13 protein-coding genes are annotated in these 14,196 nt (G+C 70.2%); 9 read left to right on the top strand and 4 right to left on the bottom strand.

Translation table 11 applies throughout. From position 1 onward, the window contains the following. Positions 1–9: 9 nt before the first annotated feature. Positions 10–1,233: a radical SAM family heme chaperone HemW gene (gene hemW, locus MBA17_RS01355; RefSeq protein WP_238494348.1), complete on the bottom strand. Its 1,224-nt coding sequence runs from the start codon at positions 1,231–1,233 to the stop codon at positions 10–12. A 39-nt stretch (positions 1,234–1,272) separates the two neighbouring features. Continuing rightward, positions 1,273–1,899 (bottom strand): hypothetical protein, encoded by a 627-nt coding sequence (locus MBA17_RS01350; RefSeq protein WP_238494347.1) that lies wholly within the window; start codon positions 1,897–1,899, stop codon positions 1,273–1,275. An 868-nt stretch (positions 1,900–2,767) separates the two neighbouring features. Between MBA17_RS01350 and MBA17_RS01345 the strand changes: the two genes are divergently transcribed. The 8 genes from MBA17_RS01345 (at position 2,768) to MBA17_RS01310 (ending at position 10,782) form a co-directional block, all read left to right on the top strand. Beyond that, positions 2,768–4,039 carry a glycoside hydrolase family 18 protein gene (locus MBA17_RS01345; protein WP_238494346.1) on the top strand — a complete coding sequence of 424 codons (1,272 nt, stop codon included), beginning with the start codon at positions 2,768–2,770 and terminating at the stop codon, positions 4,037–4,039. Positions 4,040–4,152: 113 nt separating this feature from the next. After that, entirely contained in the window at positions 4,153–4,617 is a 465-nt protein-coding gene (locus MBA17_RS01340; protein WP_238494345.1) for a hypothetical protein, read from the top strand. Next, positions 4,614–4,925, top strand: coding sequence for a transcriptional regulator (locus tag MBA17_RS01335; RefSeq protein ID WP_238494344.1), 312 nt, complete (start codon positions 4,614–4,616; stop codon positions 4,923–4,925). The genes MBA17_RS01340 and MBA17_RS01335 overlap by 4 nt, the downstream gene beginning before the upstream one ends. Before the next feature lie 213 nt (positions 4,926–5,138). Continuing rightward, positions 5,139–6,293 carry an ROK family transcriptional regulator gene (locus MBA17_RS01330; RefSeq protein WP_238494343.1) on the top strand — a complete coding sequence of 385 codons (1,155 nt, stop codon included), beginning with the start codon at positions 5,139–5,141 and terminating at the stop codon, positions 6,291–6,293. A 21-nt stretch (positions 6,294–6,314) separates the two neighbouring features. Next, on the top strand, positions 6,315–7,274 hold the full coding sequence (locus MBA17_RS01325) for a carbohydrate ABC transporter permease (protein ID WP_238494342.1): 960 nt from the start codon (positions 6,315–6,317) through the stop codon (positions 7,272–7,274). Beyond that, positions 7,271–8,098: a carbohydrate ABC transporter permease gene (locus tag MBA17_RS01320; protein WP_238494341.1), complete on the top strand. Its 828-nt coding sequence runs from the start codon at positions 7,271–7,273 to the stop codon at positions 8,096–8,098. The genes MBA17_RS01325 and MBA17_RS01320 overlap by 4 nt, the downstream gene beginning before the upstream one ends. Before the next feature lie 16 nt (positions 8,099–8,114). After that, positions 8,115–9,380: an alpha-L-fucosidase gene (locus MBA17_RS01315; protein WP_238494340.1), complete on the top strand. Its 1,266-nt coding sequence runs from the start codon at positions 8,115–8,117 to the stop codon at positions 9,378–9,380. 10 nt (positions 9,381–9,390) lie between these two features. Next, complete coding sequence (locus tag MBA17_RS01310) at positions 9,391–10,782, top strand: extracellular solute-binding protein (RefSeq protein ID WP_238494339.1); 1,392 nt, start codon at positions 9,391–9,393, stop codon at positions 10,780–10,782. 41 nt (positions 10,783–10,823) lie between these two features. Here the strand turns inward: MBA17_RS01310 and MBA17_RS01305 are convergent, their stop codons facing one another. Both MBA17_RS01305 and lepA read right to left on the bottom strand, forming a co-directional pair. Further along, on the bottom strand, positions 10,824–11,150 hold the full coding sequence (locus tag MBA17_RS01305; protein ID WP_238494338.1) for a hypothetical protein: 327 nt from the start codon (positions 11,148–11,150) through the stop codon (positions 10,824–10,826). A 98-nt stretch (positions 11,151–11,248) separates the two neighbouring features. After that, positions 11,249–13,087, bottom strand: a complete 1,839-nt coding sequence (gene lepA, locus MBA17_RS01300; RefSeq protein ID WP_238494337.1) for a translation elongation factor 4 — start codon at positions 13,085–13,087, stop codon at positions 11,249–11,251. A gap of 71 nt (positions 13,088–13,158) precedes the next feature. On the opposite strand from lepA, the gene MBA17_RS01295 reads away from it, so the two are divergent. Further along, positions 13,159–14,175 carry a glycoside hydrolase family 18 protein gene (locus tag MBA17_RS01295; RefSeq protein ID WP_238494336.1) on the top strand — a complete coding sequence of 339 codons (1,017 nt, stop codon included), beginning with the start codon at positions 13,159–13,161 and terminating at the stop codon, positions 14,173–14,175. The last annotated feature ends 21 nt before the right edge of the window (positions 14,176–14,196 follow it).

The raw sequence follows: 14,196 nt of genomic DNA, 5'->3' as shown, positions 1-14,196 counted from the left end.
GGGGCGCCTTTACAAAGTCAGGTCACGGATCAGGCCGTCGGCAAGGAGCCGACCCTTCAGGGTGAGGACCAGACGGTCCCGACGGGTCAGGGGGTCGAGTTCGAGGAGGCCCGCAGCGGTCGCGTCGTCGATGACCGGCCGGGCCTCCCGGCGGACCGCCGCGAGGCCGACGCCCGAGGCGAGGCGGAGTTCCAGCATGACCTTCTCCACCGCCCGGTCGTCGCCGCCGAGCACCTCGCGGGCGTGTCCGGGCGAAGCGCCCTCGGCGAGGCGGGCGGCGTAGGCGGCCGGGTGCTTCACGTTCCACCAGCGGGTGCCGCCGACGTGGCTGTGCGCGCCCGGACCGACGCCCCACCAGTCGCCGCCGGTCCAGTAGAGCAGGTTGTGACGGCACCGGGCGGCCTCGGAGACAGCCCAGTTGGAGATCTCGTACCAGGTGAGACCGGCTCCGCCGAGCAGCTCCTCCGCGATGAGATAGCGGTCGGCGGCCACGTCGTCGTCGGGCATCGGCAGCTCGCCCCGCCTGATCCTGGCGGCCAGCCGGGTGCCGTCCTCCACGATCAGCGAGTAGGCGGAGACGTGGTCGGGGCCGGCCGAAAGGGCCGCCTCCAGCGAGGCCCGCCAGTCGTCGTCGGTCTCTCCCGGCGTGCCGTAGATCAGGTCCAGGTTGACGTGCTCGAAGCCCGCCGCGCGCGCCTCCCGTACGGCTTCCGCGGGCCTGCCCGGCGTGTGCCGGCGGTCCAGCACCCGCAGGACGTGGTCACTGGCGCTCTGCATGCCGAAACTCATCCGGGTGAACCCGCCGGCTCTGAGCGTCGCCAGGGAGGCGGGGTCCACGGACTCCGGGTTGGCCTCGGTCGTCACCTCTGCGCCCTCGGCGATGCCGAACTCCGCCTCGATCGCGCCGAGCACCCTGACCAGATCGCCCGGCGGCAGCAGCGTGGGGGTGCCACCGCCGAAGAACACGGTCTCGACCTTCGGCGCGGCGTCGCCGAGCACCCGCCGCGCCAGCCGTACCTCCTCGATCGCGGTGTCCGCGTAGTCGCGGTGCGACGCGCCCGGCCCCAGCTCGGCGGAGGTGTAGGTGTTGAAGTCGCAGTAGCCGCACCGCGTCACGCAGAACGGCACGTGGACATAGAAGCCGAACGGCCGGGAGCCGAGGCCGTCGAGCGCGCTCGACGGCAGCTCGCCTGAGACGGGCACCGCGTCGCCGTCGGGAAGGGTGGAAGGCACACCTCCAGTCTGCCGCCGCCGGACGCGTGCCCCGACCGGTCAGATCTCGTGCGCGGCGCGTTCCGGGAGGTCGTGTGCGGTGGCCAGTGGGTTCCAGGCGGCGAGGAACTCCTTCTTCGCGGCGGTGGCCTTGGTGGAGGCGGCCAGGCCGCGCTTGTAGTCGGGGTCGGTGGTCCAGTCGGCGGCGCAGTCGGCGGCGTGGCGGCGAGCCCAGGCGAGGAAGCGCTCGTCGGCCTCCAGGGAGGCGCCGAGCGCGGTCGCGAGGCTCTGCTTCAGGGCGGCGCCGTCGTCGATCGCGCCGACGCCGAGCTTCGCGACCTGTTCCACCTGGCCACGGCGGGCCTCGGTGACCCGCTCGATGGTCTTGATGCCGGTCTCCGTCTCCTCGCAGGTCCGCACCTGGGTGAGGGCCGGGCCGAGCCCCGACCGGGCGCCGCCGCTGTCGGACAGGATCGCGTCGATCGCCATGACCTGCCCCGCCGCGTCTTTCTGCCCGGGGTCCGCCGGGTCCGTCTCCTTGGGTGAGGACGGGTCCGGATCCTCGGACTGGTCGCCGGTCACGGTGGGAGCGCTCACGGGGGTGGTTCCGGTCGTCTCGCCGCCGGTGCCGCGCACGACGAAGAAGACCGCCACGGCGATCACCAGCGCCCCCACGGCCACTGCCACGACGGGCGTTGATAACCGCCGTTTGCGCCCCTCGGCCGGATCGCCGCCTTCTGCCCAGAGCTCCGGTCCTCGTGGCGGCTCCTGCCATCCGCCGGGCCCTCGCCCGCCGCCTTGCCCCGGGCCGCCTTCTCCCCGCCCCTGCTCCTGCCGGCCCCGCCCGAACCCGCCCTGCTCCTGCTCCTCCCAGCCCTGGCCGCGTCCACTCCGCTCAGGTCCGCCCTGCTCCCGGCCTTGCCAGGCTTGCGGGCCTTGCGGGCCTTGCGGGCCTTGTGCTTGCCAGCCCTGTCCCGTGTCGGCCGGTCCAGGCTCGCCGCGTCCGCCCTCTCCGCGTCCGCCTTCTCCAGGCCGGCTCTCTCCAGGCCGGCTCTGATAGGGCTGCCTGCCGGGCTCGGGCCGCCGTTCGCGGGGGTGCTCCGTGGGCGGGCCCTGCCGCACGCCGTACGAGGTCGGTGGTTCCTCGCCCCCGCCTGGGGGCGCCGGTTCGTACGGGCCCGACCCCGGCGTGCCGGGCCGCTGGGCCCACGAGCCCGCGTCCTCCCGGCGTGCGCCCGGCCACTGGCCGGGTCGCCCGGCCGCCTGTCCCTGCGGATCGGCCGGCGCCTGGCCTGGAGACGGCGAGCCGGCACCCTGTACGGCGGTGCCGCAGCGGGGACACCTGGACTGCCCGCCGACCGGCGCGCCACAACGGAGACATGCTTGCTGTTCGGCCATGCGCCCTCACCCGCCCAACGGGAAGGGTAGCGAAATCGGCCGGGTCCGGCGGGAAGAACCCTCCAGGCCGTTGACTCGCGGTTCCCGCGGTTCTACGATCCGGGAAAACTTAAAGGAAACTTTCCTATAAGTATTCCCTCGGAGCAGTGGAGCCACCGTGGTCCGACTCTGCAGGATCCTACTCATCGCCACCCTCTCACTCGTGCCGGCCATGGCCGCCGCACCCGCCCAGGCGCAGACGCACCCTCAGCACGACGACCGCTTCAAGCGTGTGGGCTACTTCATTCAATGGGGCATCTATGCCCGCGACTTTCATGTCAAAGACCTCGACTCCAGTGGCGCAGCGGGCAAACTAACCCATATCAACTATGCCTTCAGCGACGTGACCGCACAGGGTACATGTGCGTCAGCGGACGCCTGGGCCGACTGGCAGCGGCCGGTGTCCGCCGAGCAGAGCGTGGACGGCACGGGAGACACCGATGACCAGCCACTCAAGGGCAACCTCAACCAGCTCAGAGAACTGAAGGCCAAGCACCCCGGCCTGAAGGCGCTCGTCTCGCTGGGCGGCTGGACCCTCTCGAAGCACTTCTCCGACGCCGTGCTCACTCCCGAGGCGCGGACCCGGCTGGCCGCCTCCTGCGTGGAACTGTGGCTGAAGGGTGAGCTTCCCGGACTCCCCGCGGGCGCGGGCGCCGGCGTCTTCGACGGCATCGACCTCGACTGGGAGTGGCCGGGCTCCGCCGGAAACGACGGGAACGTCATCAGGCCCGAGGACAAGCAGAACTTCACCCTGTTCGTCGAGGAGCTCCGCAGGCAGATGGACGCCTTCGACAGCCGCAGCGTCCTCTCGGCGTTCCTGCCGGCGGCGGCCGCCAAGATCGACGCCGGGTTCGAGGTCCCGAGGGTCTTCAGGGCGCTCGACTTCGCCACGGTCCAGGGGTACGACCTGCACGGCTCCTGGGAGAGCCGGACCGGCCACAACGGCAACCTGCTGACGGACAGGCGCGATCCGAACGAGGTCCGCTTCAGCGTGGACCAGACCGTGCGCGACTTCCTGAGCCGGGGCGCGCCCAAGCGCAAGATCGTGGTCGGCGTCCCCGCCTACGGCCAGGGCTGGACCGGCGTCACGGCGGGCGGCGACGGCCTCTACCGGCCCGCCACCGGACCGGCTCCCGGCACGTTCGCCGCCGGCACGGAGGACTACGAACAGCTGGCCGCCAAACCCGGCAAACGCTATCGCGACCTGCGCACCGGCACGCTCTGGCTCTACGACGGCAACGAGTTCTGGTCCTATGACGACCCCGCCGTACTGGTGCAGAAGGCCGCGTACATCCGCCTGAAGGGCCTCGGCGGCTCCATGATGTGGTCTCTCGACCAGGACGACGCCCGCGCCTCCCTGACCTCCGCCCTCCACTCCGTCCTTCGCTGACCACCCCGGAACAAAGGCCGGGCGGCGGGCGCGATCCGCCGTCCGGCCCTTTAGTTTCCAATATGGAAAATCTACAGTTGACGAACCGGAAAGTCAGTGCTTCACTTTCCACTATGGAAACAGAAGAGCCCTCAGGTCGTCGGCCGACCCCCGAGGAGGCGCGTGCCGCCCTGCAGGCGGCACAGAGCGCCCAGACCGACGCCGCCGCCGCCCTCCGCCCCCCGTGGTGGTACTTCGCGAGCCTGGCCGCGCTGGTGGCCGTCTCCCCACTGGCCACCCAGCTCCCGTCGACGGTCGCCGGGATCACCGCCTTCATCGTCTTCATGCTCCTGTGGCTCACGGCGTTCGGCATGACGCTGCGCCTCTTCATCAGCAGAGCGGGGCTCGTCCCCAGGTTCAGCCGGGAGCAGACCCGCAGGGTGTGGCTGTGCATGATCGCCGTCGGCGCCCTCGGCACGGCCGCCGCCGTCCTCAAGCTGGGTTTCGACCAGAACTGGGCGATGATCGCGTTCGCCGAGATCCTGGCCGTCGCCATCCTCGTCATCGGCCTGTTCGGCGGCCGGCGCGCCTCGGCATGACGACCACAGGCGAACCCGCCGACGGCTTCGACACCACCATCCACGCGCCCAACCGCCTGCGGATCTGCGCCCTGCTCGACGCGGTGGAATCGGCCGAGTTCGGCACCGTCCAGCAGCAGCTCGACGTGAGCGCCTCGGTGCTCAGCAAGCACATCAGCGTCCTGATGGACGCGGGCTACGTGGCGCAGAACAAGGCCGTCCGCGACACCAGGCAACGTGTGTGGCTGCACCTCACGGAAACCGGTCGCACCGCCTACCAGGCCCATGTCGCCGCACTCAGGGCCATCGTCGGCGACCCGGGCGACTGACGCGGCGTCGGCCGCTCACGAGAGGCCCCCGCCGAACTGGCGGGATAGACAGGTTCCCTTCCGGTTAGGCGAGTCTAGGCAGCCGATGCCCGCTGCCGCAATGGTGACTTTTCGCTGAACATCACAGCGAGACGGCTCTTGACACGCCCTGGCTGCGCTCTCTAGCGTCAGCCGACAACTGGAAGGGAACCTTCCTATCCGACGGGGAGTGACATGAGCAGCCGGAAGGCGTCCGCCGGGCTGATCCGTGCGATCAACGACCGGCTGGCCCTGGATCTGATGATCGAGCTGGGGCCGATCAGCCGGGCGCAGCTGGTCGAGCGCACCGGGCTGGCCAAGCCGACCGTGGCCGAACTGCTGGAGCGGCTGCTGGAAGCGGGCCTGGTCACCGAGGCGGGCCAGGCGGGTGAAGGACGCAGCGGCCCCAACGCCAGGACCTACGGCGTCATCGCCGACCGGGCGCACGTGGCCGGGGTCGAACTGCGGGCGACGGAGGTGCACGCCGTCGTCGCCGACATCACCGGCCGTACGGCCGGCGCGGCGGTGATCGTCACTCGCCCGAAGGACAACTCGATCCTCCTCGTCCGCGATGCCGTGGCCGAGGCCGCGAGCAAGGCCGGGCTCACGGTGGACGATCTGCGCTGCGTGGTCGTCGGCACGCCCGGCATCGTCGATCCGGCCACCGGCGACATGGCGTTCTCGTCCGACCTGCCGAGCTGGCACCACGGTTCGCTGACCCAGTTGCGCGAGGAGCTGAGACGGCAGGTCGTGTTCGAGAACGAGGTCAACCTCAGCGCGCTGGCCGAGCACCTGGTCGGCGCGGCCCGCGACCGCGACGACTTCGCGCTGCTCACCCTGGGCAGCGGGGTCGGGATGGGGCTCGTGCTCGGCGGGCGGCTGCGGAGAGGCAGCGGCGGCGGCGCGGGCGAGGTCGGCTACCTGCCGCTGCACGGCGCCACGTTGCAGCGGATACACCGGCGCAGCGGCCTCTACAAGGGCGGCTTCCAGGGGCTGGCCGGCTCGCGGGCCGTTCTCGCCCTGGCCCGCGAGCACGACGTACGCGGCCGGACGGTTCCCGACGTGCTGCGCGACGGCGGGCAGGACTTCCTGGCCGAGGTGGCCGGGCGGATCGCGGTGGGCATCGTGGCCGTGTGCGCCGTCGTCGATCCCGGGCTCGTCGTGCTCACCGGCGAGGTGGGGCGCGTGTGCGGCCCGCTGATCGCGCGTATCGAGGCCGAGGTCGCCGAGCTGGCCCCGCTGCGGGTGCGGCTCGTGACCTCCGCCGTGGAAGGCAACTCGGTGCTGCGCGGAGCCGTGCTGATGGCGCTGGAGGCGGTGCGGGACGAGTTGTACGGCCCGCGCCGCTGACCCTCGACCGGGAAATGGATCATGATCAACACACTCTCCCCCGCGGCACCGCCCCCCTCGCGCGAGCCCGCGCCGCAAGTCACCGCCAAGTCCGGTGCCGCGCTCCATCGTCCCTGGTGGATGCCTTGGTTGTGGTGTGCTCCCGTGATCGCCGCGGCGGTCGTGTTCGGGGTGTTCCCGTTCGTCAACACGGTGCTGCTGTCGTTCACGAACGCCAAGCCGCTGGGCGGGCCGTCGGGGTTCGTGGGGCTGGGGAACTACACGCGCCTGCTGGGTGACGCGGCCTTCTGGTCGGCCACCTGGCACAGCGTGCTGTACGCGCTGGTCGTGGTGCCGCTGATGGTCATCCTGCCGCTGCTGCTGGCCGTACTGGTGGAGAAGAAGATCCCGTTCATCGGGTTCTTCCGGTCGGCGTTCTACACGCCGGTGCTCGCCTCGATCATCGTGGCCGGGTTCAGCTGGCAGTGGCTGCTGCGCGACGACGGGCTGATCAACGGCGCGCTGCTGGCGACCGGGCTGGCCGGCGAGCCGGTTCCGTTCCTGTCCGACGCGACGCTGGTGCTGTTCGGGGCGATGGCGATGACCGTGTGGAAGGGCCTGGGCTGGTACATGATCCTCTATCTGGCCGCGCTCGGGAACGTTCCGAAGGAACTGCACGAGGCCGCCTCGGTGGACGGCGCGAGCGCGTTCCACCGCTTCCGGCACGTCACGGTGCCCGGGGTGCGGCCCACGATGCTGCTCGTCGGCACACTGACCGCGATCGGATCGCTCCGGGTCTTCACCGAGGTCTTCGCGCTCGGCGGGGCCACCGGTGGACCCGGCGGCCAGGCACGCACCCTGCCGTTCTACATCCGCGACGTGGGTCTGGACCCCGTGACGGGCAACGCCGGATTCGGCGCCGCCGCCTCCGTCGCGCTCTTTCTGCTGACCGTGGGCTTCACACTGCTGGGCCAGAAGATCTCCAGAGGTGAGGGCTCGTGAAGGCCGCGATCAGGCTCGCCGGAAGATACGTCCTGCTGCTCGCCGTACTGGCGATCACCGTGGGGCCGCTCCTGTGGCAACTCTCGACCGCGCTCAAGGGGCCGGGTGAGGACGTCTACGGCGACAACGCCTCCTGGTGGCCGAGGAACCTCACGTTCGACAACTTCGTGAAGATCGCGGAATCGGTGCCGATCGCGTCGTACATGGCCAACAGCGCGACCATCGCGGCGCTGGCCATCGCCAGCAACCTGGTCTTCGCCTCGTTCGGCGGCTACATGATGTCGCGGCCCGGCTGGCGCGGGCGCAGGGCGGTGTTCCTGTTGCTGGTCCTGGCGATGATGTTCCCGTTCGAGTCGATCATGATCTCGCTGTTCCTCGGCATCCGGGACATGGGGCTCGTCGACACCCTGGCCGGGGCCTGGCTGCCCGGCATCGCGGGCGCCTTCAACGTGCTGATCATGCGGGCGGCGTTCCTGGCCGTGCCGTCCGAGGTGGAGGACGCGGCACTGATGGAGGGAGCGGGCGAGTGGACGCGTTTCCGGCGGATCTTCCTGCCCTCGGCCAGGGGAGCGATGACGGTGGTCGCGATCAACAGCTTCATCGCGGCGTGGGACGACTTCCTGTGGCCGCTCATCGTGCTGCGGTCGGAGGAGAACCTCACGCTCACCCTGGGGCTGTCGCGGATGTCGTCGAGCTCGTTCGGCGTCGACGACAAACTCATCATGACCGGGTCGATGATCTCCGTCATCCCCGTCGTGGCCCTGTTCTTTCTGGCCCAGCGCTGGTTCTACCGCGGCGTCGCATCCGGCGCGGTGAAAATGTGATCACGGGAGAGCGGACATGAACGAGTACGTGTGGCCGGACGACCCCGCTGTGCGGGCCAAGCTCGAATGGTGGCGTGACCAGAAGTTCGGCGTGATCATCCACTGGGGTCCCTACAGTCGCCTCGGCGTCTTCGAGAGCTGGACCCTGTGCGATGAGGGTGACGACTTCATGGCCCGCCCCGACCCGTGGGCCCACGACCGCGCCGGGTATCGCGAGCACTACGAGAAGCTCCCCGAGGGTTTCGACGCGCCCGCGTTCGACCCGGAGAAGTGGGCCGCGGCGTGCGCGGAGGCGGGGATACGGTACGTGGTGTTCACCACCAAGCACCACGACGGCTTCGCGATGTACGACACGGAGTTGTCGACGTACAAGTCCACCAACACCCCCCTCGGCCGGGACGTCGCCGGTGCGGTGTTCGACGCCTTCCGCGCTCACGGCATGGGCGTCGGCGCCTACTTCTCCAAGGCCGACTGGCACCACCCGGACTACTGGGTACCGGGCCGGGACACCCCTGACCGCTATGCCAACTACCGGGCGGAGGACGAGCCGGAGCGGTGGCGGCGGTTCGCCGATTTCACCCACGGCCAGATCGAGGAGCTGCTGTCCGGCTACGGCCCGGTGGACCTGCTCTGGCTGGACGGGGGCTGGGTACGGGCGCCGCGCGAGGACCTGGACCTGCCACGCCTGGCCGCCCGCGCCCGCGACCTGCAGCCCGGCATCCTGGTCGTGGACCGCGACGTGCACGGGCCGCAGGAGGACTACCGCACCCCCGAGCAGACCGTGCCCGCCGAGTTGCAGCCCTTCCCCTGGGAGAGCTGCATCACCCTGGGCCCGTTCTGGTACACCTTCGGCCCGGACGAGACGTACAAGACGGCGGGCGACGTCGTCCGTCTGCTCTGCCGGATCATCGCCCGCGGCGGCAACCTGCTGCTCGGCATCGGCCCCGACCACACCGGCGCACTGCCCGCCCGCGTCTACGAACGGCTCGCCGAGATCGGCGGCTGGCTGGACGTGCACGGCGAGGCCGTCTACGGCACCCGCCCCTGCGAGCCGTACGAGAGCGAGGATCTCGTCTTCACCCGGCGCGGCGACACCGTCTACGCGATCGGCCTGCGCACGGACCTCCGCCAGGTCCGGGTGCCCGTCACGCGGATCCCGCGAAAGGTCGGGCTGCTCGGCCACGACGGCCCCCTCGACTGGAGCGCGGCGGACGGCGCGGTGACCGTGCGCCTGCCGGACGGCCACCGCGTCTCGCACGCCTTCGCGCTCACCCTTGAGTAAGGAGACCCCCATGAAGATCAGCAAACTGGTGCTCACCGCCGTCACCCTCGGCCTCACCACCGCCGCCTGCGGGCTGTCCGGAGGCGGCGACACCCCGGCCGGAGGCGACACCGCCATGGCGGGCAACTGCCCGGTGCCCAAGGAGAACGTCGGCCCGGGACCGCTCAAGGGCGAGATCAAGGGTGAGATCACGTTCCAGACGACCAGCCTGAAGAACGACTTCGCCCCGGTCTTCGACCCGATCATCGCCGACTTCCAGCGGGAACACCCCGGCGTGAAGGTCAACTGGGTGGACGACCCGGGCGACTCGGAGTTCACGCCCCGCCTGCTCGCCAACGCCGCCGCCTGCACGATGCCGGACGTGGTGAACCTCAACGAAGCCACCGCCATCGCGCTCACCAAGGCCGGATACCTGCTCAACCTGGACACCAAGGTCCCGGACGCCGGGAAGCAGTTCATCCCCGCCATGTGGTCGGGCGCCACGTTCGCCGGGTCCGCCCACACCGCCATGCCGTGGTACGGCGGCTTCAACGTCCTGGCGGTCAACACCGACCTGATGAAGACCGCGGGACTCGACCCGGCGAACCCGCCGAAGGACGTCTTCGAGCTGTTCGACGCCGCCGACCAGATCGCCAAGGTGTCGGGCGGCAAGTACCACGCGACCATCGCGAACCCGACCGAGCGCATCAAGACCGACTGGCAGTCGCTCGGGGTGAAATTCTTCGGCCCGGACGGCAAGACCCTGGCGTTCTCCACCGACCCGACCGCGCTGAAGTGGGTCACCCGGCTGGCCGGGCTGTACAAGGCCGGGGCGCTGCCCCGGGACACGCTGTCGGCCGAGCCCACCGAGCTGTCCAACCGCTTCGCCGCGGGCAAGCTCGTCTTCGGCGACCGCAACGCCAGCTTCCTGCGCTACGTCAAGGACAACGCCCCCACGCTCTATCCCAAGCTCGGCGTCACCGCCGCCGTGGAGGCCAAGGCCTTCGACGTGTGGGAGGGCCAGTATCTCTCCGTCGCCAGCACCAGCAAGAACGCGGCGGCCGCGGCCGAGTTCGCCAAGTTCGTGACCAACGCGGAGAGCCAGCTCCGCTTCGTCAAGGACCCGAAGGTGGCCATCTTCCCCAGTGCCGCCGACGCGCTGAAGGACTCCTTCTTCACCGGCCAGACAGGCGGCGACCCGTTGTCCGTCGCCCGCCGGCTGGGCGCCGAGCAGGCGCAGCGCACCCAGGTGACCGAGGAGCAGATCGCCACCCGCAAGGCGGAGACCGCCGCCTGGGGCGCCGCCGTCTCCAAGGCCGTGGCCGCCGAGGTCCAGCTCGCCATGCAGGGCGAGAAGGACCCCGCCCAGGCGCTCAAGGATGCCGAGGCCAAGGCCAACGAGTTGCTCAAGGCCGCCGGCTGAGCTCGTGAAAGGCGGGCGACGGCCCGGTGCGGAGGTATGGTCTAGCCGACCTCCGACCTCCTGCGCCCGCCGTCGCCGGGCTCCCCCAGCAGCGCGGCCAGCTGCAGGACCGGCTCCAGAACCGCCTGTCTCGCCTCCTCGGGCGAGCCGTCCCGTCTAGGGCTCCCGAAGCAGGCCGCCGCGGCGTCGAGCACCGCGTAGAGGACGGTGGAGTCGGGGAACGGCACCTCCACCAGGATCGTTCCGTCGGCCGCGACCTCCGCCGGCCGCACGTTGGCGGACAGGATCCGCTGGATCTCCGCCGCCATCGCGCTTCCCAGCATCGCCGCGCGGAGGAATCGGTCGGCCTCGTCAACGTCTCCGGTCACAGTCGCCTCCTGGATCGCACACACGTTCGATCAGAAGCTACGTGACGCCACCGACACTTTCCGGATCACGGTTCAGGCGGCCCGCCGTACCCGGTGGGCTACTTCTTCGCCTTCTCCGTCGAGGATTCGGTGGAGAGGGCGGCCACGAACGCCTCCTGGGGGACCTCGACGCGGCCGACCATCTTCATCCGCTTCTTGCCCTCCTTCTGCTTCTCCAGCAGCTTGCGCTTACGGCTGATGTCGCCGCCGTAGCACTTGGCGAGGACGTCCTTGCGGATGGCGCGGATGTTCTCGCGGGCGATCACACGGGAACCGATCGCGGCCTGGATCGGCACCTCGAACTGCTGCCGCGGGATCAGCTCGCGCAGCTTCTTGGCCATCTCGACGCCGTAGGCGTAGGCCTTGTCCTTGTGGACGATGGCGCTGAAGGCGTCGACGGCCTCGCCCTGGAGCAGGATGTCGACCTTGACCAGCTCCGACTCCTGGACGCCGGAGGGCTCGTAGTCGAGCGAGGCGTAACCGCGGGTACGCGACTTGAGCTGGTCGAAGAAGTCGAAGATGATCTCGCCGAGCGGCAGGGTGTAGCGGATCTCGACGCGGTCCTCGGAGAGGTAGTCCATGCCGAGGAGGACGCCGCGGCGGCCCTGGCAGAGCTCCATGATCGCGCCGATGTGGTCGGAGGGCGCGAGCACCGTGGCCTTCACGACCGGCTCGAAGATCCGGTCGATCTTCCCGGCGGGGAACTCCGAGGGGTTGGTGACGACGAACTCCTTACCGTCCTCCATGTTCACCTGGTAGACCACGTTGGGCGCGGTGGAGATCAGCGAGAGGTTGAACTCCCGCTCCAGGCGCTCACGGACGATCTCCATGTGGAGCAGGCCGAGGAAGCCGCAGCGGAAGCCGAAGCCGAGCGCGGCGGAGGTCTCCGGTTCGTACGTGAGCGCGGCGTCGTTGAGCTGGAGCTTGTCGAGGGCCTCGCGCAGCTCGGGGTAGTCGTCGCCGTCGATCGGATAGAGGCCGGAGAAGACCATCGGCCGGGGGTGGTCGTAGCCGCCGAGCATTTCGGTGGCGGGCTTGACGGCGGAGGTCACGGTGTCGCCGACGCGCGACTGCCGGACGTCCTTCACGCCGGTGATCAGGTAGCCGACCTCGCCGACGCCCAGGCCCTTGGCCGAGATCGTCGGCTCCGGGGAGATCACGCCGATCTCCAGGGTGTCGTGCTGAACGCCGGTGGACATCATCAGCAGCCGGTCGCGCTTGCTCAGGTGACCGTCGATCACCCGGATGTAGGTCACCACGCCCCGGTAGGTGTCGTAGACCGAGTCGAAGATCAGCGCACGCGCGGGCGCGTCGGCGTTGCCGACCGGGGCGGGCACCTCGGCCACGACCTTGTCGAGCAGCTCGCCGACTCCCGCGCCGGTCTTGCCGGAGACGCGCAGCACGTCGTCGGGCGAGCAGCCGATCAGCCCGGCCAGCTCCGCGGCGTACTTGTCGGGCTGGGCCGCCGGCAGGTCGATCTTGTTGAGCACCGGGATGATGTGCAGGTCGGCGCCCATCGCCAGGTAGAGGTTGGCCAGCGTCTGCGCCTCGATGCCCTGGGCGGCGTCGACGAGCAGGACCGCGCCCTCGCACGCCTCCAGCGACCGCGACACCTCGTAGGTGAAGTCGACGTGGCCCGGGGTGTCGATCATGTTCAGCACGTGGCCGACACCGTTGACCGTCCACGGCAGGCGCACGGCCTGCGACTTGATCGTGATGCCGCGCTCGCGCTCGATGTCCATCCGGTCGAGGTACTGCGCGCGCATCTGCCGATCGTCGACCACACCGGTGAGTTGCAGCATGCGGTCGGCAAGCGTGGACTTGCCGTGGTCGATGTGCGCGATGATGCAGAAGTTCCGAAGCACCGCGGGATCGGTCTGGCCAGGCTGAGTACGCACCGGGGTCCGTTTCGAGAGCTGAGTACGATCTACGGCTGGTGGTCAGCCGTCTTCCATGGTGACATGTCCGGGTGCTTACCCGAACCGCCGTACGCGACGGCCTTCGCCTGCTCATACGGGCGACGGCCGTGCTGCTGACGTTTGCCGGCCTGCTCGCCGGCGTAGTGGCCGCCGCGCTGTATCTGCAGTTTACCGGGCCACCGGCCGGTTGGGCTAAAGCGAGCGGCCAGGACGCCCTGTGGCTCGGCCACGCGTGGGTCGACGGCCGCCGCACGGAGCGCGACCTGGAGGCCCTGGCGGTACGGCTGCGCACGACGGCGGTCCGGGATGTGTACGTCCACTCCGGCCCCTTCGACCCGGACGGCACACTTAACCCCGACAAATACCCCAACGCTGGAAATTTCCTGAAATGGTGGCGGGAGCGGCTCCCCGGGATCCGCGTCTCCGCCTGGCTCGGCCAGAGGGTCGACGACGTCCTCGACCTCGACGATCCGGCGACCCGGCGGCGGGTGCTCGCCGGCGCGGGCGACATGATCGAACTCGGCTTCGACGGCGTCCACTACAACTTCGAGCCGATCGGCGACGGCGACACCGAGTTCCTCGACCTCCTGAGCGGCACCCGCGCCCTCATCGGCGGCAAGCTGCTGACGACCTCGACCCCCCAGATCGAGCCGTACTCCGGCATGCGCCCGCTCGCCCGCGTGGCGGTGGGGCACGACAAGTACTGGTCGCGCGGTTACCTCCGCGAGGTCGCCGCGCGCACCGACCAGGTCGCCATCATGACCTACGACTCCTACCTCCCCTTCGCCTCTCTCTACGGCGGTCACGTCTTCCGCCAGGCCACGCTGGCCATGGAGACGGTCCCCGCGACCACGTCGATCCTCATCGGCGCCCCGGCCTACCACGACCACGATGCCGGCTGGAGCGACTCCGCGGAGAGCGTCGCCACCGCCGCCCGGGGGGCCCGCCTGGCCCTGACCCGCCGGGGCGCCCCGCACCCGCGCTTCGGCCTGGCCCTCTACGTCGACTTCGCCGCCACAGAGGAGGACTGGGGCGAATATCACCGGCATTGGGTGCGGCCGGGATAGACTCTGATTTGGGCCAGGCAC

The organism is Dolomitihabitans soli, assembly GCF_022213955.1.
GTDB lineage: Bacteria > Actinomycetota > Actinomycetes > Streptosporangiales > Streptosporangiaceae > Streptosporangium_A > Streptosporangium_A soli.
The sequence above is the reverse complement of the archived record's forward strand: the minus strand, read 5'-3'. Positions and strand labels throughout refer to the sequence as shown.

What these genes read in the sequence shown, in the direction of transcription:
- MBA17_RS01330 (WP_238494343.1), top strand. Translation starts at nt 5,139, where the DNA reads ATGAGCAGCCGGAAGGCGTCCGCCGGGCTGATCCGTGCGATCAACGAC.
- MBA17_RS01310 (WP_238494339.1), top strand. Translation starts at nt 9,391, where the DNA reads ATGAAGATCAGCAAACTGGTGCTCACCGCCGTCACCCTCGGCCTCACC.
- MBA17_RS01340 (WP_238494345.1), top strand. Translation starts at nt 4,153, where the DNA reads ATGGAAACAGAAGAGCCCTCAGGTCGTCGGCCGACCCCCGAGGAGGCG.
- MBA17_RS01335 (WP_238494344.1), top strand. Translation starts at nt 4,614, where the DNA reads ATGACGACCACAGGCGAACCCGCCGACGGCTTCGACACCACCATCCAC.
- MBA17_RS01325 (WP_238494342.1), top strand. Translation starts at nt 6,315, where the DNA reads ATGATCAACACACTCTCCCCCGCGGCACCGCCCCCCTCGCGCGAGCCC.
- MBA17_RS01315 (WP_238494340.1), top strand. Translation starts at nt 8,115, where the DNA reads ATGAACGAGTACGTGTGGCCGGACGACCCCGCTGTGCGGGCCAAGCTC.